A 20,475-nucleotide genomic window follows, 5' to 3' on the forward strand; every position below is an offset into this window, starting at 1 on the left:
GCGTCCTCACTTTCCCATCGCGGCGGCGCCGTGGGCCACCGCCTTGACGATGTTGTGGTAGCCGGTGCAGCGGCACAGGTTGCCCTCGAGTTCCTCGCGGATCTTCGCCTCGGTGGCCTTCGGGTGCCGGTTCACCAGGTCGATCGCGCTCATCACCATGCCCGGCGTGCAGAAGCCGCACTGCAGGCCGTGGCACTCCTTGAACGCCGCCTGCATCGGGTGCATCGTGCCGTCGGCGGCGGCGATGCCCTCGATGGTGACGACCTTCGCGCCCGCCACCTGCAGGGCGAGCAGGTTGCAGGCCTTCACCGCGCGATCGTCGACGAGGACCGTGCACGCGCCGCACTGGGCGGTGTCGCACCCGACGTGCGTGCCGGTGAGACCGAGGTGGTTGCGAAGCAACTCGACGACGAGCGTCCTCGGGTCGACCGTCGCGTTGACGGGCTTGCCGTTGACGGTCAGCGAAATCGTGACGGCCACGTGCTCCTCCTTCGATGGCGTTGCGAAAGGGCGGGACCGGTCCTGGGTTCGGCCGGCGAACGGCGACTATACTGCGGCGCCTCCGCTCCGGCAACGCGACGCCCGATTCACCGACCTTCGGTGCCGGCGCGCCGGACCGGACGGGCCGGGCGCCGGGGCCACGCACACGCACGGCGCGACTGGCGCGTGAATCGTACAGGCGCGCTACACTCCTGCGTGCCATGTCCCGGTTCCGCCGCGCCGTGCTCGCCGTCGCCGCCCTGGTCGCGCTCTCGGGCGCTGCGCGCGTCGACGCATCCGATGCCCCCGCGCTGACGCCGATCCGCGTCGGCCCGCACGAGTGGTATTTCCAGGGCGAGGCCGGCGCGGCGAGCGCGGCGAACCGCGGCTTCATGTCGAACGCGGGCTTCGTCGTCACCGGCGACGGCGTCGTGGTCCTCGACGCGCTCGGCACGCCCGCGCTCGGCCGCGCGATGATCGAGGCGATCCGCAAGACCACCCGCGAGCCGATCCGTCGCGTGATCGTGTCGCACTACCACGCCGACCACTTCTACGGGCTGAAGCCGTTCAAGGACGCCGGCGCGGAGATCTGGGCGCATCGCCGCTCGCTCGACTACCTCGCGTCGGAGGTCGCCGCCGAGCGCCTGGCCCAGCGGCGCGCCGAACTCTTCCCCTGGGTCGACGACTCGACCGAACTCGTCCGGCCCGACGTCCTCGTCGACGGCGACACGTCGTTTCGCATGGGAACGCTCGACTTCCGAATCATCGACATGAGCGGTGCGCACGCGCCCGACGACCTGATGCTGCTCGTCGAGGGCGACCGCGTGCTCTACGCGGGGGATCTGCTGTTCGCCGGCCGGCTGCCCTTCGTCGGCAACGCCGACTCGAAGCGCTGGCTCGCGGCGATCGAACGCCTGATTCCGATGGAGCCGCGCGTCGTCGTACCCGGGCACGGCGCGGCGTCCCGCGACGTCGCGCGCGACCTCGTGCTCACGCGCGACTATCTCTCCTTCCTCCGCGACGCGATGGGCCGCGCCGTGGCCGACTTCGAACCGTTCGACGAGGCGTACTCGAGGACCGACTGGTCGCGCTTCCGCGCGCTCCCCGCCTTCGAGTCCGCCAATCGCATCAATGCCTGGGGCACCTACCTCCGCATGGAGCAGGAGGCGCTCGGGGCCGGGAAGCCCTGATGGCCGACCTTCCGATGATCGGCGATCCGGTGCTCGCGGTGGCCGTGCGTGCCGCGCGGCGCGCCTCGTCGGTGCTCGTCGACGCCGCGCGCGATCTGAAGCGCCTCCCGACCTTCTCGAAGGAACACGACGAGATCGCGTCGGCCGCGAGCGACGAGACCCGCGCGGCGATCGTCGCCACGCTCGGCGCGGCGTTCCCCGAGCATCGCGTTCTCGGCGAAGCCGCGGAAACGCCGCCCGCGGGGCACGAACCCTCGCCCTACCAGTGGGTCGTCCACCCGATCGACGGCCGGCGGAACTTCGCGCACGGCTATCCGCACTACGCGGTGTCGATCGCCCTCGCGCACGGCGCCGAGATCACGCATGCGGCGGTGCTCGACCCGGTGCACGAGGAACTCTTCACCGCCGTGCGCGGCAAGGGCGCACAGTTGAACGGGACGCCGATCCGCGTCTCGGCGTGCACGCGGCTCGAGGATGCGCTGGTCGCGACCGATTTCCCGGAGCGTCGCAGTGCGAAGGCGGCGCCCTATCTCGCGACGCTGACCGCCGTGATGTCCCGCTGCGCGGGCCTGCGCCGATCCGGAGCCGGTTCGCTCGACCTCGCCTACCTCGCTGCGGGGAGACTCGACGGCTTCTTCGTCACGAGCCTCAAGCCGGGCGACATCGCCGCCGGCGCGCTCATCGTCAAGGAGGCGGGCGGTCGTGTCGGGGACTTCGCCGGCGGAACCGAGTTCCTGCGCGGCAGCGAGGTGATCGCGGCGGCGCCCGGCCTGTTCGCGCCGCTGCGCGAGACGATCGCCGCTGCCCGCACCTGAGGCCATCCCCCGGGAGCGCGGTCGCGGGCGCGCAGGAGCGTCGAGGATCGGCCGTGCGAAGCCGGAGGGCCGCTGGATCTCAGGCGAGCCGCTGGAACCAGAGCACCGACAGCGCCGCCGCGGTAACGGTGAGGACCGCCGCGAGCGCGACGAACAGCGCCGAGATCTCGGTGTGCGCGCGCTCGAACACGTACTGGGCGTTGAGGTTCTCGTAGACCTGAGTGAGGTCGGCGGCCGACTTCGCGTGGAAGTACGTCGCCTTCGTCACCTCCGCGATGGCCTTCAGCGCCTCCTCGTCGAAGCGCATGTAGATCGACCATCCGTCGAAGCTGACCGACGCCCCTTCGGCGGTGCCGAAGCCCACCGTGTAGACGCGCACGCCGCGGTCGGCGGCCATGCGCGCCGCGTCGACCGGATCCGGGCCGGTCGTGCGCCGCCCGTCGGTGAGCAGGATGATCGCCGCCGACTTGTTCGACCCGGGCCGTACCGGAACGAACGCGGACTTCGGCGCCGCCGGCTTCTCGTCGAGCGAGCGCCCCTGCGCCTCGTTGAACGCGCGCATCGCCCCGCTCGGGACGTTCGCCGCGGCCAACTCGTCGGCCTGTTCGGGGAAGATCGCGACGAGCGAGGTCAGGATGCCGGTGCCGATCGCCGTGTGACGCTGGAGTTCGAGGCGATCGATGGCGGTGACGAGGTCGTCGCGATTGCGCGTGGGCGGCTGCAGGATGGCGGCGGAACCCGCGAACGAGACCAACGCGAGCCGCACGTCGCCCGGCTGCGCCTTGACGAACGCCTTGGCAGCGGCCTGCGCGGCCTCGATGCGCGAAGGCTCGATGTCGTTCGCGCGCATCGACAGCGACACGTCGATGGCGAGCACGATCGTCCGGTGGTCGGAGGGCAGCGTGATCCGCGCACCCGGACGGGCGGCGGCGATCACCAGCGCGACGATGGCGACGAGGAGGAGCACGGGCGGTACGTGGCGCTTCCAGCCCGGGGCGCGCCCGGCGGCCTCGCGCACGGCGGCGAGGCTCGCGTAGCGCAGCGACACCCGCTTGCGCCTGCGGCCGAGCCACAGGTACACGGCGATGAGGCCCGGCACCGCCAGGAGCAGCCAGAGGACCGAAGGCCACGCGAACGACATCGTTCCCTCGTCAGGGCCCCGGTGCGCGTGCGGCGCGGGGCCGTTCCGGCATCACTCTACCACCGCGGCGGGCGCACGAGGCGCCCCGCGGAGATCCTCACGCCCGCAGCAGGTCGGCGAGGGCCTGCGGGATTTCGATGCCTTCGCGGGCGGCGCGTTCGGCGAGTCCGGTCCTGCGCGCACCGGGCAGTCGCACTCCGGAATCGCGCAGCATCTCGGCCACCAGGACTTCGACCCGCGCGGCGTAGACCTCGCTCCCCGCGAGCGCGCCGGGATCGACGACGAGAAACGCCTGCCCGAGACGGGGGCGATTGCCTTCCTCGACGAAGAACGAACTCGCCTCGAAGCCGATCGCCGCGCCGGTCAGCGCGGTGACGAGGAGTTCGACGACGAGCGCGAGCATCGCGCCCTTCGCCCCGCCCATCGGCAGCATCGAGCCTTCGAGCCCCGCCTTCGGGTCGGTCGTCGGGCGGCCGTCGCGGTCGAGCGCCCAGCCCTCCGGGATCGGCTTGCCGTCGCGCGCGGCCACCATCAGCTTGCCGCGCGCGACTTCCGAGAGCGACAGGTCGATCACCAAGGGCGGTGCGTCGCGGCGCGGAAACACCGCGGCGACGGGATTGGTTCCGAAGATCGCGTGGCGACCGCCCGCGGCCGGCATCGCCGAAGGCGAGTTCGAGAACGCGAGACCCACCATCCCCGCAGCGGCCACCGGCATCAGGTGACGCGCGGCTACGCCGAAATGGTGGCTGTTGGTCACGCCCGCGAACGAAACCCCGTGCGTGCGTGCGCGCGCGATCGCTTCGTCCACCGCGAGCGCGCAGGCGGGGAACGCGAGTCCGCAACCGGCGTCGACGAGGCACGCCCCGCCGCGCTCGCGCACGACCTGCGGCACCGCGTTGCCGTCCGCGCGGCCGTTGCGCAGGTGCGCGGCATACTGGGCGACGCGCGAGACGCCGTGCGAGGCGATGCCCTGCAGATCGGCGTCGACGAGGGCGCGGGCGGTCGCTGCGGCCATCGCGGGGTTCGCCCCGGCGCGCTCCAGCGCGCGCGTCGCCAGCGCCAGCAGGTCGTCGGGGGCGAAGGTCGGCATGGTCAGCGCCGCGCGAGTGCGGCGAGCACGCGCTCGGCGATCAGCATCGAAACGCGAGCGTTGGACTCCGCCGTGAGCCCGGCGATGTGCGGCGTGAGCAGCAGCCGCGGTGCGCCGGCGAGCGGCGAGCCGGCCGGCAACGGTTCGCGCGCGAACACGTCGAGCGCGGCGCCGCCCAGGCTTCCCGAGCGCAACGCGGCGGCGAGGGCCGCCTCGTCCACGATGCCGCCGCGCGACGTGTTGACGAGGATCGCGCCCGGCCGCATCGCCGCGAGGCGCGACGCGTCGACCATGCCGCGCGTCGTCGCGGTCAGCGGCAGGTGCAGCGACACCACGTCGGCACGCGCGAGCAACGCGTCGAGCGACAGGGGCTCGGCGTGCGCGTCGCGCCACGCGGGGTCGCCGGGAGCGAGCATCGCGTCGTGTCCGACGATGCGCATGCCGAGGCCTCGGGCGAGCCGCGCGGTCGTCCGCCCGATGTCGCCGAAGCCGACGAGTCCCAGCGTCTTCCCGGCGATCTCGCGCCCGGACGACAGCGCCACGCGCGGCCAGCGGCCCTCCGCGACCTCCGCCGACGAGGCGTAGGCACCGCGCAGCAACATCATGGCGGTCGCGATCACGTACTCGGCCACCGCGAGCGCGTTCGCGCCGGTGGCCGGGATGACCTCGATGCCGCGCGCCGCGCAGGCCGGCAGGTCGATGTTGTCGAGACCGACGCCCAGGCGTCCGACCACGCGCAGCCTGCGACCCGCCGCGAGCAGCGCTCCGCGCACCTGGGTGCGGTTGCGCACGATCAGCGCGTCCGCATCGGCGAGCATCGCCGCGAGGTCGTCCGGCCGGTCGACGAGGTCGCTCGCATGGTGCGTGTCGTGCACCGCCGCGAGGCGCGCGAGGGCGTCCGCGTCCATGAATTCGGAGATGACGATGCGCATGCCGGGCGGCTCGCGGCCGGTCAGGTCGCGAAGAGGCGGTTCATGTCGGCGAACGCCTTGAACTCGAGCGCGTTGCCGAACGGGTCGAGGAAGAACATCGTCGCCTGCTCGCCCGCCTCGCCGCGGAAACGCAGGTGCGGCTCGATCACGAAGCGCACGCCCGCGGCCCGGAACTTCGCCGCGAGTGCGTCGAAGGTCGCGAGGTCGACGACGACGCCGAAGTGACGGACCGGGACCTCCTTGCCGTCGACGAGGTTCGTCGCCTCCGCCATGTCGGTGGCCGCCACGCGGTGCGCGACGATCTGGTGGCCATGGAAGTCGAAGTCGACCCAGTCCTCCGAGCTTCTCCCCTCGGCGCACCCGAGGAAGTCGCCGTAGAACCGGCGCGCCACGGCGAGGTCGGTCACCGGGAACGCCAGGTGGAAGCGCGGATACGGAGTGGTCGGCAGCGCCATGCGTCAGGCAACAGGTAACAGGTAACAGGTAACAGGTAACAGGTAACAGGTAACAGGTGGCGGGCGGCGAGGCGCCCGCCCGGTCATTGCCAGGGCAGCCGTTCGAGGTCGACGTTGCCGCCGGAGACGATGATGCCGACACGCATGCCGGAGATGGGGAAGCGTCGCTCCAGCAGGCAGGCGAGCGGCACGGCGGCCGAAGGCTCGATCACGAGCTTGGCGCGCTCCCAGGTGATGCGCATCGCACGGACGATCGCCTCCTCGCTGCAGGATTCGACCCCGTCGACGTTCGCGCGAATCGCGGCGAGCGTGCGCGGCGCGAGCGGCGTGCGCAGCCCGTCGGCGATCGTCGGCGACAGGCCGGCCGGCAGCGGTTCGACCTTGCCGCTGCGAAACGCGAGCGTCGCGTCGCCGGCGTGCGCCGGTTCCGCCCCGAAGACGCGCACGGCCGGCTTCATGCCCTTCGCGGCGATCGCCGTGCCGGAGAGGAGCCCTCCCCCGCCGACCGGCGCGATCACGGCGTCGAGGTCCGGCACATCCTCGAGGAGTTCGAGCGCGGCGGTGCCCTGTCCCGCGATGACATGAGCGTGGTCGAACGGATGGATCATCGTCGCGCCGGTCTCGCGCTCGACCTCCGCGCACACCGCCGCGCGCGACGCCGCGTCCATGCCGGAGAACCGGATCGTCGCGCCGAGGCGCGCGACGTTCGCCTGCTTCACCTTCGCCGAGCCTTCCGGCATCACGACCCAGGCGGGGATGCCCCGCCGCGAGGCGGCGTAGGCGATCGCCGCGCCGTGGTTGCCCGACGAGTGCGTGACCACGCCCCGCGCCGCTACGCCGTCGGCGAGCGAGAACACGGCGTTCGACGCGCCACGCGCCTTGAACGCGCCGATCCGCTGCAGGTTCTCCGCCTTGAACCAGATCCTCGCGCCCGCCTCCGCGTCGATCGCGGCGCAGGTGAAGACCGGCGTACGGTGCACGTGCGCGCGGATGCGCGCGTGCGCCGCGCGGATCGCGGCGAGATCGGGCAGCGTCAGGGCGGTATCGAGGCGGTCGTTCATGCGCGGGCGGACGCTACGCGCTCTCGTAGAGCCGCGTCAGCACGAACTCGCGGTGCCCGAGCGCTTCCGCCGCCGTGAATCGGCCGTTCGCGGTGCGGAACATCATGTCGATCAGACGGTCGCCGGCCTGCGACATGGTGATCTGTCGCTGCAGCAGCCCGGACGTATCGACGTCGATGTGCTCGCTCATCAGGCGGACGGTGCGCGGGTTCGCGCAGATCTTGATCACCGGCAGGATCGGGTTGCCGATGACGTTGCCCTGCCCGGTCGGGAAGAAGTGAACGACGAATCCCGAGGCCGCGCACAGCGTGACCATCTCCGCGGCCGCCGAACTCGAGTCCATGAACCACAGCCCGGGATGCGTCGGCACCTCGGCCTTGTCGAGCACCCCGTCGACGACGCATTTGCGTCCGATCTTCTGGATGTTCCCGAGCGCCTTCTCCTCGATCGTCGTGAGTCCGCCGGCGATGTTGCCCTTGGTCGGCTGCGACTCGGAGAGATCGGAGGTCTTGTGGCGCTCGACCACCTGCTGGTAGCGGTCGAACATGCGCATGAACTCGGCACGCACCTTGTCGTCGCGGCAGCGCGCCGCGACGATCTGCTCTCCGCCGGTCAATTCGGTGGTCTCGCCGAACACGAGCGTGCAGCCCGCGGCGTAGAGCTTGTCGAACGCGTCGCCGACGGTCGGGTTCGCTCCGCAGCCCGAGGTCGTGTCGGATTCGCCGCACTTGGTCGAGACCCACAGCTCCCGCAGTTCGCACTCGACGCGGTGCTTCTCGGTCGCCCATTGCAGGTGTTCGCGGGCCGCCTTCGACGCCCGCATGATCGTGTCGTGGTCGCCGTGGCCCTCGATGCCGAAACTCGAGACCGGCTTGCCGGTCGCCGCGATGCCGTCGGCCACCTTCTTCGCCCAGCCGTCCTCGATGCCGATCACGACGACCGCCGCGACGTTGGGATTCGACCCGGTCCCGATCAGCGTGCGGAAATGCAGGTCGAGGTCGGCGCCGAACTGCAGCCGGCCGTAGGGGTGCGGGATCGCGAGGACGCCCTTGACGTTGTTCGCCACCGCTTCGCACGCCGCGTTCGACAGGTCGTCGACCGGCAGCACGATGACGTGGTTGCGGACGCCGACGCGGCCGTTCTCGCGGCGGTAGCCCCAGAAAGTCGTGTTCATCGCCTCTCCCTCACCAGCGCTTGGTCTTGATGTTGTGCACGTGCGCGTGCTCGCCCTTGCGGATCGGCTTCACGACCTTGCCGATGTCGATGCCGTACTTGATCACCGTGTCGCCGACGGCGAGGTCCTTCAGCGCGACCTTGTGGCCGATCGGGATGTCCTGGATGCAGTCGAGTTCGATCGTCCTGTCGTCGTCGAGGATGAGGCCGGTGAGCTTCGTGCCGGCCTTCAGGTTCTCGACCACGACGACGGCGACCGAGTCGTGCGGATCGTGCAGCACGCAATGGATCATCGGGAGTCTCCGGTACGGGAGCGCGCCGACGTGGCGCGCCCGGATGCCCCCCGATTATAGCGCCGCCGCGCCCGATCTCCTGCGGGGCTACCAGGCGAGGTCGCGCTGCGCGACCGGCGCGAAGCTGCGGCGATGGGCGGCGCAGGGGCCATGGCGCGCGAGTGCGGCGAGGTGCTCGGGGGTGCCGTAGCCCTTGTGGCGCGCGAAGCCGTAGAGCGGGAAGCGCGCGTCGAGTTCGACCAGCATCGCATCGCGCGCGGTCTTCGCGAGGATCGACGCCGCCGAGATCGCCGGCACGTCGCGGTCGCCCTTGACGATCGCGCGCGCCGGACACCCGAGTTCGGGGCAGCGGTTGCCGTCGACGAGCACCTGCTGCGGTGCGACGGCGAGCGCCTCGACCGCTCGGCGCATCGCGAGCATCGTCGCGCGCAGGATGTCGGCGGCGTCGATCTCCTCCACCTCGGCATGCGCGACCGCGAATGCCGCGGCGCGCTCGCGGATCGCGGAGGCGAGCTCCGCCCGCCGCCGCGCCGACAGCGTCTTGGAGTCGGCGAGACCGGCGACCGGTCTCCCGTCATCGAGAATGACCGCCGCGGCCACGACCGGACCGGCGAGCGGGCCACGTCCCGCTTCGTCCACGCCCGCGACGAGGAGCGCGCGCTGCGCGTTCACGCCGTAGCTCCGGAGCGACCGAGTTCGCCGGCCAGCGCCTCCGCGGCGAGCGCGCCGGTATCGGCCGCGAGCTCCCGCGCGAACGATGCGAACACGCCCTCGATCGCATGGCGCGCCACGGTGTCGTCGAACAGGTTGAGCGCGGCGACTGCCAGATTCTCGCCGGTCGCGTCCTCCTGGACGAGTTCGGGCACCACGAACCGGCCGGCGAGCACGTTCGGCAGGCCGACCCATGGGACGAGGAGCCTCGGCCGCACGAGCCTCGCGGTGATCGCCGACACGCGATAGAAGATGACGTGCGGGCAGCGAGCGAGCGCAGCCTCGAGCGTCGCCGTCCCGGAGGCGACGATGCCCACGTCCGCGGCGCGCAACGCGTCGTTCGCATGGCCGTAGAGCAGCGTCATCGGCAGCTCCCGGGCGTCCTCGCGCCAGATCGCCTGCTCGAACGCCTCGCGCGTCGCGCGCGAGACCAGCGGCACGAGGAAGCGCGCGTCCGGACGCGACTTCGCGATGCGGCGCGCGGCGTCGATCACCACCGCCGCGTGCATCTCGACTTCGGACAGACGGCTTCCCGGAAGCAGCGCGAACACCGGACTCGCGAGACCCAGGCGCAGGCGCTCGCGCATCGTCCGGCGGCTCCAGTCGGAGGCCGCGTGCGCGGCCATCGGATGGCCCACGTAGGTCACCGATACTCCGGCCTCCCGGTAGAGCGGCGGCTCGAACGGGAAGAGCGCGAGCACGCGATCGGCCGCGCGGCCGATCGTCGCGATCCGTCCGCGCCGCCACGCCCACACCGATGGACTGACGAAATGGATCGTGCGCACGCCGCGCGCCTTCAACCGTCGCTCGAGCCCGAGGTTGAAGTCCGGCGCGTCGACGCCGACGAATGCGCCGACCTGCTCCGCGATGAACCGGGCCGCGAGCTCCCGCCGCAGCGCGACGAGCGAGGGAAGGTGCCGGACGACCTCCGTCACGCCGCGCACCGCGAGCCGCTCGGTCGACACCCACTGCTCGCAGCCGGCGGCCACCATCTTCGGCCCCGCGACGCCGACGAACCTCAGGTCCGGATGGCGCGCGCGCGCCGCGACGATCAGCGTGGCCGCGAGCGCGTCGCCGGAGGCTTCGCCCGCGACGATGCCGACGGTGGTCGTCGCCGAAGCCCCCGGCGCATCATGCATCCGGACGCCTCAGCGGACGATGCCGCGCCCGGCCACCGCGAGGAACTCGACGAGCGGCGCGAGCACCGGCTCCCGGCCGGCGTCCTGCGCGAGCTTCGCGCGCGCGTCTTCGAGCGATCGCCCTTCGCGGTAGAGCGTCTTGTAGGCGCGACGCACGGCGAGGATCTCCCCGGGCGAGAATCCGCGGCGCCGCAGACCCTCGTTGTTGGTGCCCTTGGGCACCGCCGGGTAGCCCTGCACGACCGTGTAGGGCGGCACGTCCTGCAGCACGATGGTGCCGGCGGCGAGCATCGTGTGGGCGCCGACGCGACAGAACTGGTGGACGCCTGCGTAGGCGCCGAGGACGGCCCAGTCGTCGACGCGTACGTGCCCCGCGACCTGCGCGTTGTTCGACCAGGTCGTTCGGTTGCCCACCACGCAGTCGTGCGCCACGTGCGTGTAGGCGAGGAACCAGTTGCCGTCTCCGATCGTCGTCTCGGCACGGTCCTGCGCCGTGCCGGCGTGGATCGAGACGTACTCGCGGATCACGTTCTCGTCGCCGATCGTCGTCGACACCGGCTCGCCGCCGTACTTGCGATCCTGCGCGGCGAGTCCGACCGACGCGAACGGATAGATCCGGTTCCGCCTCCCGATCGTCGTGCGGCCGTCGATCACGACGTGCGGACCCACCGTCGTCCCTGCGCCGATCGACACCGCGGCGCCGATCACCGAGTACGGCCCGACCTCGACGTCGGCGTCGAGCGACGCCTTCGGATCGACCAGCGCCGCAGGGTGGATACGGGCCATCGAAGCGGCGTCAGACGCCCGGCACCGGACGAAGCGCGGACAGGAGCGTCGCCTCGCAGGCGAGTTGCCCGTCCACGGTCGCGCGCACCGCCCAGCGTCCGACGTCGCGCATCCCCTTGAGGAACGTCGACTCGAGGATCAGCGCGTCGCCCGGCACGACCTGGCGCTTGAAGCGCGCCTCGTCGATGCCGGCGAACAGGAAGAGCTTCCTTCCGCCCATGGCGTCCGGATCCCCGCGGTAGGCGACGATCGCGCAAGCCTGGGCCAGCGCCTCGATGATCAGCACGCCCGGCATCACCGGGAAATGCGGGAAGTGGCCGGGAAAGAACGGCTCGTTGATCGTGACGTTCTTGAGCGCCCTGATGCGCACGCCCGGCTCGAGTTCGAGCACCCGATCGACGAGGAGCATCGGGTAGCGGTGCGGCAGCGTCGCGCGTATGGCCTGGATGTCGAGCGTTTCCATGATTCCTTCGTTTCAGTCGCCGGATCGAAGGGCGCGCAGCGCGCGCTCGACTTGGATCAGGCGCTCGGCGAGATGGTCGAGCTGGCGGAGCCGAGCCATGTTGCGCTGCCACTCGGTGAACGGCACCACCGGGAACGCGCTGCTGTACGCGCCGGGCGAGACGATCGACGACATCACGACGGCGGCCCCGCCGAGCGTCGTCCCGTCGGGGATCGAGAGGTGCCCGGAGATCATCGCGGCGCCGCCGATCCTGCAGCGCTTCCCGATCCGGGTCGATCCGGCGATGCCGACGCAACCGGCGATCGCCGTCCCCGCGCCGATCTCGCAGTTGTGCCCGATCTGGATCTGGTTGTCGAGCTTGACGTCGTCGCCGATCAGCGTGTCCTCGATCGCGCCGCGGTCGATGGTCGTGTTCGCTCCGATCTCGACCCGGTCGCCGACGACGACGCGGCCCACCTGCGGAATCCGCAGCCAGCGCCCGCCGTCCTCGGCGAGACCGAACCCGTCGGCCCCGATCACCGCCCCGGCGTAGACGAGCGCGTCCTCGCCGATCACGCACCGGTCGCCGACGACGACGTTGGCACCGAGGCGGGAACGCGCGCCGATGCTCGCGCCCTCGCCCACGACGCAGCCCGGCCCGAGTGCGACCTCCGCGCCCAGGATCGCGCGCGCGTTCACCGTGACGTGCGGGCCGATCGACACGCCGTCGCCGATCGAGGCCGTGACGTCGACGACCGCGCTCCCGTGGATGCCGGGAGGCGCGGCGCGGGCGGGGTGCAGCAAGGCCGCGACCCGCGCGTAGACGAGGTAGGGTTGCGCCGACACCAGCCTCGGCAGCGAGGTCCGCCCGGCATCCGCGGGCGACACGATGACCGCCGAGGCTCGCGTCGTGGCGAGTTGCGGCGCGTAACGCGGATTGGCGAGGAAGGCGATCGCGCCGGCCTGCGCGCGTTCGAGGGTCCCGACGCGATGCACCCGGACCGCGGTGTCGCCCTCGGTCGACGCTCCGGTCCGCCGCGCGAGTTCGGCGAGCGTCATGCCGTCGCGGGAATCGGTCGGCGCCATCGGCGCGGGAAGGCGGACGGCCGCGCTACTTGTCGGCGAGCGCCTTGATCACCTTCTCGGTGATGTCGATGCGCTGGCTCGCATAGACGACCGGATCCTGCAGGATGAGGTCGAACTTCTCGGTCTCGGCGATCTGCTGGATCACCTTGTTCGCGCGCTCCTGGAGCTGCGCGAGCTCCTCGTTGCGCCGCAGGTTCAGGTCCTCGCGAAACTCGCGCTGGGCGCGCTGCAGGTCGCGGGACAGGTTGGCGAGGTCCCGTTCCTTCGTGCGGCGCTCGGACTCGGCCATCGTGGCGCCGTCCTTGTCGAGCGAACTCTGCAGGTCGCGGGTCTGCTTGGTGAGCTTCTGGACTTCGGCGTCGCGCGTCGCGAACTCCTTCTCGAGCTTGGCCTGCGCGCGCTTGGCCGGAGCGGCCTCGCGGAAGAGCCGCTCGGTGTTGACGAAGCCGATGCGGAACGCGGACGCCGCGGGCGTCGTCGCGCTCGCGCCTTGCGCCGCTGCGGTGCCCGAAGCCGCCGCGAGCAGCATGGCCGCGACGAGGAAGAAGGGTCGTTTCACGTGGGTCTCCTGCACGGGATCGCCCGGGGTCAGAACACCGAGCCCATCTGGAACTGGAACTTCTGGATCTTGTCGCCCGGCTCCTCGTTCAACGGAATCGCGTAGCTGAACTTGAGCGGCCCCATCGGCGAGTTCCAGGCGAGGCCGACGCCGGCCGAGAAGCGGAACGACTCGAAATCCGGCTGGAGGCCGTCGAGGTAGATCTGGCCCATGTCGCCGAACACCGACAGCCGCACCGCCTGTTGCCCGGCGAGCAGCGGATAGAACAGTTCGGCGTTGCCCACGATCTTGCGCTTGCCTCCGAGCACGTTGCCGTACACGTCGCGCGGCCCGAGCGAACTCGTCTCGAATCCCCGGACCGAGCCGACGCCGCCGGCGTAGAACGCCTTGAAGAACGGAAGCGGCTTGCCCTGGTAGCCGTCGCCGTACCCCAGTTCGCCGCGCAGCATCAGGACGAACGGCCGGTAGACCGGCCAGAACCACTGCTGCACGTACTGCGCCCGGTAGTACGACAGATCGCCGGGCGGCAGTCCCAGTTCCAGCAGGAAGCTCTGCAGCCGACCCTGGTTAGGATAGAGAATGTCGTCGCGCGTGTCACGCGCCCATCCCAGCGTCGCCACGAACGCGTTGGTGGTCGCGCCGAATTCGTCGACGAAGTCGATGTACGCCGGCGGAGAGTCCTGGAACAGCGTCAGTTCGGTGCGGTCGAACCGGAAGCCCAGGTTGACCGTGTCCGTCTCGGTGATCGGGATGCCGAAGCCGATGGCCGCGCCGATCGTGTCCGAGGCGTACTGGGACACCGACAGCGAGGTCGGGTCGAGGCGGCGCACGTACGCCTCCAGCGTCCTCGACACCCCGTTCACCGTCCAGTACGGCTCGGTGAACGCGATCGAGTAGGTTCGGTTCACCTTGCTCGTGTTGACGTTGAGCGCGAGCGCGTTGCCCGAGCCGAACACGTTCTGCTGCGACACCGTGCCGCTGAACACGAGGCCTTCCGCGTTCGAGTATCCGAGGCCCGCGAGCAGGTTGCCGGTCGACTTCTCGGTCACCGAGAACTCGACGTCGACCTGGTCGGTGGCGCCGGCCACCGGCGGGGTCTCGACGTTGACGTCGTCGAAGTATCCGAGCCGCTTCATCCGCACCTTCGAGCGGTCGATGCGGCCGCTGTCGAACCAGGCGCTCTCGAGCTGGCGCGCCTCGCGGCGGATGACCTCGTCGCGCGTCTTGGAGTTTCCGCTCACGTTGATGCGGCGGACGTACACGCGGCGGCCGGGGTCGACGTAGATCGTGAACGCCGCGGTCGCCTTCTCGCGGTCGATCTCCGGCACCGCGTTCACGTTGGCGAACGCGTAGCCCTCGGCCCCGAGCCGGTCCGAGATCGCCTTCGTGGTCTTCTGCACCTTCTCGCGCGAGAACACCTCCCCGGGCGCGATCGCCACGAGGCCGCGGAGCTCGGACGCGTCGACGGCGAGGTCGCCGCCGAGGCGCACGTCGCTGATCGTGTAGCGCGGTCCCTCGTTGATGTTGACGGTGATGAAGATGTCTTCCTTGTCGGGCGAGATCGACACCTGCGTCGACGTGATGTCGAACTCGAGGTAGCCTCGGTTCTGGTAGAAGTTGCGCAGCGCCTCGAGGTCGCCCTGCAGCTTCTGCCGGCTGTACTGGTCGTTCTTCGTGTACCAGGTGAGCCAGCCGGGCGTGGTCAGCAGCATCTCGTGCCTGAGCTGCGCCTCGGTGAACGCCTTGGTGCCGATGATGTTGATCCGCGCGATGCGCGAGGCCGACCCTTCGTCGACGGTGAAGTTGATCGCGACGCGGTTGCGTTCCTGCGGCGTCACCGTCGTCTGCACCTTGGCCGCGTACAGGCCGCGCGAGATGTACTGGCGCTTCAGCTCCTGCTCGGCCCGGTCGAGGGCCGAGCGGTCGAAGATGCGGCCTTCGGTGAGGCCGATGTCCTTCAGCGCCTTGCGTATCGTCTCGGTGTCGAACTCCTTGTTGCCGACGAAGGTGAGCGAACTGATCGTCGGCCGCTCCTGCACCAGCACCACCAGCACGTCGCCCTCGCGCTCGAGTTGCACATCGCGAAAGAATCCGGTGGCGTAGAGCGCCTTCACCGCGGCCGAGAGCTTCTCGTCGTCGACGCGCTCGCCGACCTTGATCGGCAGGTAGCTGAAGATCGTGCCCGCCTCGGTGCGCTGCACGCCCTCGACGCGGATGTCGCGCACGACGAACGGATCGGCGGCCCGCGAGGGGAGCGGCGCCAGCGCGGCGGCGAGCGCGAGCGCCGCGCCGAGCCAGCGGGCGATGCGGGACACGGCCCTGCGGTCAGAACAGACGGGAGACATCATTGACGAGCGCGAGGGTCATCAGCACGGCGAGGAGCGCCATGCCGATGCGCTGCCCGACCTCGAAGGCCCGGTCGGACACCGGTCGGCCCAGGACGATTTCGGCGAGATAATACAGCAAGTGCCCGCCGTCCAAGAGCGGGATGGGCAGGAGGTTCAGCACGCCGAGGCTGATGCTGATGAGCGCGAGGTAGCCGACGAAGGTCAGCATGCCGGCCTGCGCCGACTGGCCCGCGTAGTCGGCGAGCGTGATCGGTCCGGACAGATTCCTGAGCGACGCGTCGCCGGTGATCATCCGGCCGAGCATGCGCAGCGTGAACGCGGACAACTCCCAGGTCTTGCGCACGCCCGCGGCGAGGGCTTCGACCGGATTCGAGCGCACCGTGGTCGTCACGCTCGCGACCGCGGAGGCATCCGCCTTGAGGCGCAGGCCCGCGAGTCCGATGCGGCGCCCGCCCTGCTCCTGCGCCTCGGGCACCACGGCGAGATCGATCTCCGCGCCGTCGCGCGCGATGCGGAAGACCACCGGCGCCCCCGGCTTCGCGTGCGTGGCCGACGCCACGTCGGACGGCGAGCGCGCCGCCCGGCCGTCCACCGCGACGATGCGATCGCCCTCGCGCATGCCCGCCGCCTCGGCGGGCTTGCCCGGCGCGACCTGGTCGACGATCGGAGCACCGAGATCGGGTCGCAGGCCGAGCGCCGCGAGCGGTTGGTTCTCCCAGTCGGCGTTCGACAGCGAGGAGAGCGCGAGCGAACGCGTCGCGCGGCTGCCGTCGGAGCGTTCGACCTCGACGTCCGCGGCGGCATGGCCCTGCGCCTTCACGATGCGCCAACGGAGGTCCTGCAGCGTCGCCACCTTCTCGCCGTCGACCGCCACGACCCGGTCCCGGTCGGCGAATCCCGCCGCCGCGGCGGGGGTGCCCGGCGCCGGCGGCGCGAGCACCGGAATCTGGCCCGGAACGCCGACCACGAACGTGGCGGTGAAAATCGCGACCGCGAGCAGGAGGTTCGCGATCGGACCCGCCGCGACGATCGCGATCCGCTTGCCGACGCTCTGGCGGTTGAAGGCGCGCGGCAGATCCTCCGGCGAGAGCGCGTCCTCCCGTTCGTCGGCCATCTTCACGTAGCCGCCGAGCGGTATCGCCGACAGCGCCCATTCGGTGCGCTCGCGACCGAGCCGCCGCGACCACACGATGCGCCCGAACCCCACCGAGAAGCGCAGCACCTTGACTCCGGCGAGCCGAGCGACCGCGAAGTGTCCGAACTCGTGGAACACGACGAGCACGCCGAGCACCACGAGGAACGCGCCGATCTTCCAGGCGAGATCGATCATGCGGTGACCGCGACGCCGGGGGCGTCAGCGGGAAGCTTCAGGATCCCGCGCGCGACGCCGCGGGCCGCGGCGTCCGCCTCCAGCGCGTCGTCGAGGGCGGCCACCGTGCGCGCGGGCATGCGTTCGAGCGTCTCGGCGCAGGTCGCGTGGATCGCGGGGAACGGCGCGCGCCCGGCGAGGAACGCCGCCACCGCGATCTCGTTCGCCGCGTTCAGCACCACCGTCGCCGTGCCTCCCGCGGCGAGCGCGTCGTAGGCGAGGCCGAGGCAGGGAAAGCGCGCGCGGTCGGGGGCCTCGAACGAGAGCGAAGCGAGCCGCGCGAGGTCGAGCCTCGCCACGCCGCTCTCGATGCGCTCCGGCCACGCCAGCGCCTGCGCGATCGGCGTGCGCATGTCCGGGTGCCCGAGTTGCGCGAGCACCGAGCCGTCGACGTACTCGACGAGCGAATGCACGACGCTCTGCGGATGGAGGACCACGTCGATCATGACGATCGGCACGCCGAAGAGCCAGTGCGCCTCGATCACCTCGAGGCCCTTGTTCATCATCGTCGCCGAGTCGACCGAGATCTTCCGTCCCATGCGCCAGTTCGGATGCGCGCAGGCCTCGTCCGGCGTGACGCCCGCGAGTTCCGCGACCGGACGGGTGCGGAACGGTCCGCCCGACGCCGTCAGGACGAGGCGCCGCACGCCGGCGCGCGCCGGATCGCCGGCATAGTCCGCGGGCAGGCACTGGAACAGCGCGTTGTGCTCGCTGTCGATCGGCAGCAGCGTCGCGCCGCCGTCGCGCGCGGCGCGCATGAACGCGCCGCCACCGACGACGAGCGCCTCCTTGTTCGCGAGGAGCACCCGCTTGCCCGCCCGGGCGGCCGCGAGCGTCGGCCCGATGCCGGCGGCCCCGACGATCGCCGCGAGGACCGTGTCGGCGGCCGGCGAGGCGGCGGCCTCCAGGAGCCCCTCCGCGCCCGCGACCACGCGGGTGGGAAGTCCCGCGCCGGCGAGGTCGCGCCCGAGCGTCCGCGCGGCGTCCGGGTCGAGCATCGCGGCGAGCGCGGGGCGAAACCGGCGGCACAGCGCCGCCATCCTGCCCGCGTTGCGGTGCGCCGCGAGCGCCTCGACCGCATAGCGGTCCGGATGGCGCGCGATGACGTCGAGCGCCGAATCGCCGATCGATCCGGTCGCACCGAGCAGGCTCACGCGTCGCTGCATCGTCATCCCGCGAGGAAGCGGTGCGCCGCGAGCGCCGCCGGCGGCATCGCGGCGAGCAACGCATCGACGCGGTCGAGGACGCCGCCGTGTCCGGGCAGGAGCCGGCCGCTGTCCTTGACGCCGGCCTCGCGCTTCAGCCACGACTCGTAGAGATCGCCCAGCACCGACATGAGCGCCAGCGCGAGCACGAGCGCGATCCACGCGACGACCGCGATCGGACCGGTGGGCCCGTCGTAGCCCGCGGCTCGGGCGAACGGCACGAGCGCGAACGCGTAGACGACGACCGCGGCGAGCGCACCCCATACGCCTTCCCAGGTCTTGCCGGGACTCACGAGCGGCGCGAGCTTGCGCCGTCCGAACGCCCGGCCGGTGAAATAGGCGGCGGTGTCCGCGATCCAGACGATGGCCATCGCCGCGAGTACGAGCCAGGGCGACCGCGCCTGGAGTTCGACCAGCGCGATCCACACGCCCCCCAGCACGACCACGCCGGCGGCGGCGAGCGCCGCGCGCGAACGCGCAGGCCAGCGCTGGACGACCCACGGCAGCGCGAGCGCGAGCCAGAAGAGCGTCGCGACGCCGCACACCGCGACGAGGATGCCGTCGGGCCAGCCGGTCGACGGCAGCGGCGGCGCCGCGGCGAGGAGCGTGGCGCCGAGCGCCGCGGCGGCGACCGCGTACGCCAGGCGAACCCCGCCCGAAAGACGCGCGAGGCCCGCCCATTCGAGCGCGGCCGCGAACACCACGGCGAGCGCCACGCCGGCCCACAGGACCGGCGTGAGCGCGAAGAGCGCCACGAGCACCGAAGGCACGAGCACGGCGGCCGTCGCGACGCGCGTTGCGAGCGGCGTCATGACGCCGCCGCCGCCGGCCTGTCGAGCTGTTCGCTGGTGCGGCCGTAGCGGCGCTCGCGCGTCCGGTACGACGCGATCGCCTCGTCGAGCGCGGCGGCGTCGAAGTCGGGCCAGAGGCGATCGGTGAACCAGAGTTCGGAGTACGCGAGTTGCCACAGCACGAAGTTCGAGACGCGCTGCTCGCCCCCGGTGCGGATGAAGAGGTCGGGCTCGGGCGCGTAGGCGAGCGCGAGGTACGGCGCGATCGCGTCGGCGTCGAGCGGCGCGCCGTCGGCCAGCGCCTCGGGATGCCGGCGGTAGTACGCACGCGCGGCCTGCGCGATGTCCCAGCGGCCGCCGTAGTTGGCGGCGATCGTGAGCGTGAGCCGCGGGTTCGTCGCGGTCAGCAGTTCGCCCGCGGCGATCTGCGCGCGGATGCGGTGGTCGAAGCGCGCCGTGTCGCCGATGACCTTCAACCGGATGCCGTTCTCGTGCAGCTTGCCGACCTCGACTTCGAGCGCCCGCAGGAACAGCTCCATCAGGATCGAGACCTCGTCCGCGGGGCGCCGCCAGTTCTCGCTCGAGAACGCGAACAGCGTCAGGTAGTCGATGCCCCGCTCGACCGCCGCGCGCACGACGACGCGCACCGCCTCGACGCCGCGCTTGTGCCCGGCGACGCGCGGCAGCATCCGCTTCTTCGCCCAGCGGCCGTTGCCGTCCATGATGATCGCGACGTGCCGCGGCATGTCCCGGTCCCCGGGGATCTCGCGCGTGGAGGATGTGAACACGTGTCGTTCAGGTCGCGGGACGCGCCGCGCACCTCGCCGGTCCGGGAGGCGCGCGGCCGCGCTCAGACCGCCATCAGGTCCGCTTCCTTCTGGTGCAGCACCTTGTCGATCTCGGCCACGAACCGGTCGGTGAGCTTCTGCACGTCGGTCTGCGCATGGCGCTCGTCGTCTTCCGCGACCTTGTGGTCCTTGAGGAGCTTCTTCAACTGCTCGTTCGCCTCGCGCCGGACGTTGCGCACCGCGACGCGGGCGTTCTCGGCCTCGTGCCGAACGACCTTGATCAGGTCGCGACGGCGCTCCTCGGTCAGCGCGGGCATCGGCACGCGGATCAGGTCGCCGGAGGTCGCGGGATTCAACCCGAGGTCGGAGTCGCGGATCGCCCGCTCGATCGCCGGGACGAGCTTCTTCTCCCACGGCTGGACGGTGATCGTGCGCGCGTCGGCGAGCTGGACGTTGGCGACCTTCGGGACCGCGGTCATCGTGCCGTAGTAGTCGACCATCACGTGGTCGAGCAGGCCGGCGTGCGCGCGTCCGGTCCGCACCTTGCCGAGGTCCGTCTTCAACGACTCGATCGTCTTCGCCATCTTCTGCTCGGCGCCCTTCTTGATCTCCGCAATCATC

General features: G+C 71.4%; 22 protein-coding genes. 2 read left to right on the top strand and 20 right to left on the bottom strand.

The window, feature by feature from the left end; genetic code table 11:
* Positions 1 to 6: 6 nt before the first annotated feature.
* Positions 7 to 480: a (2Fe-2S)-binding protein gene (locus HS109_18580; protein ID MBE7524374.1), complete on the bottom strand. Its 474-nt coding sequence runs from the start codon at positions 478 to 480 to the stop codon at positions 7 to 9.
* Between the two features lie 221 nt (positions 481 to 701).
* Here HS109_18580 and HS109_18585 point away from each other — a divergent pair, with 221 nt between their 5' ends.
* Together HS109_18585 and HS109_18590 are read left to right on the top strand one after the other, a co-directional pair.
* Positions 702 to 1,670, top strand: coding sequence for an MBL fold metallo-hydrolase (locus HS109_18585; protein ID MBE7524375.1), 969 nt, complete (start codon positions 702 to 704; stop codon positions 1,668 to 1,670).
* On the top strand, positions 1,670 to 2,485 hold the full coding sequence (locus tag HS109_18590) for an inositol monophosphatase (GenBank protein MBE7524376.1): 816 nt from the start codon (positions 1,670 to 1,672) through the stop codon (positions 2,483 to 2,485). The genes HS109_18585 and HS109_18590 overlap by 1 nt, the downstream gene beginning before the upstream one ends.
* A gap of 79 nt (positions 2,486 to 2,564) precedes the next feature.
* Here HS109_18590 and HS109_18595 read toward each other — a convergent pair whose 3' ends face one another.
* From HS109_18595 to frr, 19 genes are all read right to left on the bottom strand, one after another.
* A complete protein-coding gene (locus tag HS109_18595; GenBank protein MBE7524377.1) occupies positions 2,565 to 3,626 on the bottom strand; it encodes a VWA domain-containing protein in 1,062 nt (353 codons plus the stop codon).
* Between the two features lie 97 nt (positions 3,627 to 3,723).
* Positions 3,724 to 4,716 (bottom strand): Ldh family oxidoreductase, encoded by a 993-nt coding sequence (locus HS109_18600; GenBank protein MBE7524378.1) that lies wholly within the window; start codon positions 4,714 to 4,716, stop codon positions 3,724 to 3,726.
* Between the two features lie 2 nt (positions 4,717 to 4,718).
* The gene (locus HS109_18605) at positions 4,719 to 5,648 is read right to left on the bottom strand and encodes a hydroxyacid dehydrogenase (GenBank protein ID MBE7524379.1); all 930 of its coding nucleotides are present in this window, start codon (positions 5,646 to 5,648) and stop codon (positions 4,719 to 4,721) included.
* A gap of 20 nt (positions 5,649 to 5,668) precedes the next feature.
* Positions 5,669 to 6,103, bottom strand: coding sequence for a VOC family protein (locus tag HS109_18610; GenBank protein ID MBE7524380.1), 435 nt, complete (start codon positions 6,101 to 6,103; stop codon positions 5,669 to 5,671).
* Positions 6,104 to 6,186: 83 nt separating this feature from the next.
* Positions 6,187 to 7,164 (bottom strand): pyridoxal-phosphate dependent enzyme, encoded by a 978-nt coding sequence (locus HS109_18615; protein ID MBE7524381.1) that lies wholly within the window; start codon positions 7,162 to 7,164, stop codon positions 6,187 to 6,189.
* Positions 7,165 to 7,177: 13 nt separating this feature from the next.
* Positions 7,178 to 8,338 (bottom strand): UxaA family hydrolase, encoded by a 1,161-nt coding sequence (locus tag HS109_18620; GenBank protein ID MBE7524382.1) that lies wholly within the window; start codon positions 8,336 to 8,338, stop codon positions 7,178 to 7,180.
* A 10-nt stretch (positions 8,339 to 8,348) separates the two neighbouring features.
* Positions 8,349 to 8,630 (bottom strand): UxaA family hydrolase, encoded by a 282-nt coding sequence (locus HS109_18625; GenBank protein ID MBE7524383.1) that lies wholly within the window; start codon positions 8,628 to 8,630, stop codon positions 8,349 to 8,351.
* A gap of 87 nt (positions 8,631 to 8,717) precedes the next feature.
* Entirely contained in the window at positions 8,718 to 9,302 is a 585-nt protein-coding gene (rnhB, locus tag HS109_18630; protein ID MBE7524384.1) for a ribonuclease HII, read from the bottom strand.
* Complete coding sequence (gene lpxB, locus HS109_18635) at positions 9,299 to 10,480, bottom strand: lipid-A-disaccharide synthase (protein MBE7524385.1); 1,182 nt, start codon at positions 10,478 to 10,480, stop codon at positions 9,299 to 9,301. The genes rnhB and lpxB overlap by 4 nt, the downstream gene beginning before the upstream one ends.
* Positions 10,481 to 10,489: 9 nt before the next feature.
* Positions 10,490 to 11,266: an acyl-ACP--UDP-N-acetylglucosamine O-acyltransferase gene (lpxA, locus tag HS109_18640; protein MBE7524386.1), complete on the bottom strand. Its 777-nt coding sequence runs from the start codon at positions 11,264 to 11,266 to the stop codon at positions 10,490 to 10,492.
* 10 nt (positions 11,267 to 11,276) lie between these two features.
* Positions 11,277 to 11,729: a 3-hydroxyacyl-ACP dehydratase FabZ gene (fabZ, locus tag HS109_18645; protein MBE7524387.1), complete on the bottom strand. Its 453-nt coding sequence runs from the start codon at positions 11,727 to 11,729 to the stop codon at positions 11,277 to 11,279.
* A 12-nt stretch (positions 11,730 to 11,741) separates the two neighbouring features.
* Positions 11,742 to 12,767, bottom strand: a complete 1,026-nt coding sequence (gene lpxD, locus HS109_18650) for a UDP-3-O-(3-hydroxymyristoyl)glucosamine N-acyltransferase (GenBank protein MBE7524388.1) — start codon at positions 12,765 to 12,767, stop codon at positions 11,742 to 11,744.
* A gap of 52 nt (positions 12,768 to 12,819) precedes the next feature.
* Positions 12,820 to 13,323: an OmpH family outer membrane protein gene (locus HS109_18655; protein ID MBE7524389.1), complete on the bottom strand. Its 504-nt coding sequence runs from the start codon at positions 13,321 to 13,323 to the stop codon at positions 12,820 to 12,822.
* Between the two features lie 59 nt (positions 13,324 to 13,382).
* The gene (gene bamA / locus HS109_18660) at positions 13,383 to 15,698 is read right to left on the bottom strand and encodes an outer membrane protein assembly factor BamA (GenBank protein MBE7524390.1); all 2,316 of its coding nucleotides are present in this window, start codon (positions 15,696 to 15,698) and stop codon (positions 13,383 to 13,385) included.
* On the bottom strand, positions 15,679 to 17,031 hold the full coding sequence (rseP, locus tag HS109_18665) for an RIP metalloprotease RseP (GenBank protein ID MBE7524391.1): 1,353 nt from the start codon (positions 17,029 to 17,031) through the stop codon (positions 15,679 to 15,681). Before rseP ends, bamA begins: the two co-directional genes overlap by 20 nt.
* A complete protein-coding gene (locus HS109_18670) occupies positions 17,028 to 18,236 on the bottom strand; it encodes a 1-deoxy-D-xylulose-5-phosphate reductoisomerase (GenBank protein ID MBE7524392.1) in 1,209 nt (402 codons plus the stop codon). The genes rseP and HS109_18670 overlap by 4 nt, the downstream gene beginning before the upstream one ends.
* 2 nt (positions 18,237 to 18,238) lie before the next feature.
* Positions 18,239 to 19,087, bottom strand: a complete 849-nt coding sequence (locus tag HS109_18675) for a phosphatidate cytidylyltransferase (protein ID MBE7524393.1) — start codon at positions 19,085 to 19,087, stop codon at positions 18,239 to 18,241.
* Positions 19,084 to 19,812 (bottom strand): di-trans,poly-cis-decaprenylcistransferase, encoded by a 729-nt coding sequence (gene uppS, locus HS109_18680; GenBank protein ID MBE7524394.1) that lies wholly within the window; start codon positions 19,810 to 19,812, stop codon positions 19,084 to 19,086. Before uppS ends, HS109_18675 begins: the two co-directional genes overlap by 4 nt.
* A 104-nt stretch (positions 19,813 to 19,916) precedes the next feature.
* The gene (frr, locus tag HS109_18685) at positions 19,917 to 20,474 is read right to left on the bottom strand and encodes a ribosome recycling factor (protein ID MBE7524395.1); all 558 of its coding nucleotides are present in this window, start codon (positions 20,472 to 20,474) and stop codon (positions 19,917 to 19,919) included.
* Position 20,475 lies beyond the last annotated feature (1 nt).

The sequence above is a fragment of the Burkholderiales bacterium genome (assembly GCA_015075645.1).
GTDB lineage: Bacteria > Pseudomonadota > Gammaproteobacteria > Burkholderiales > Casimicrobiaceae > VBCG01.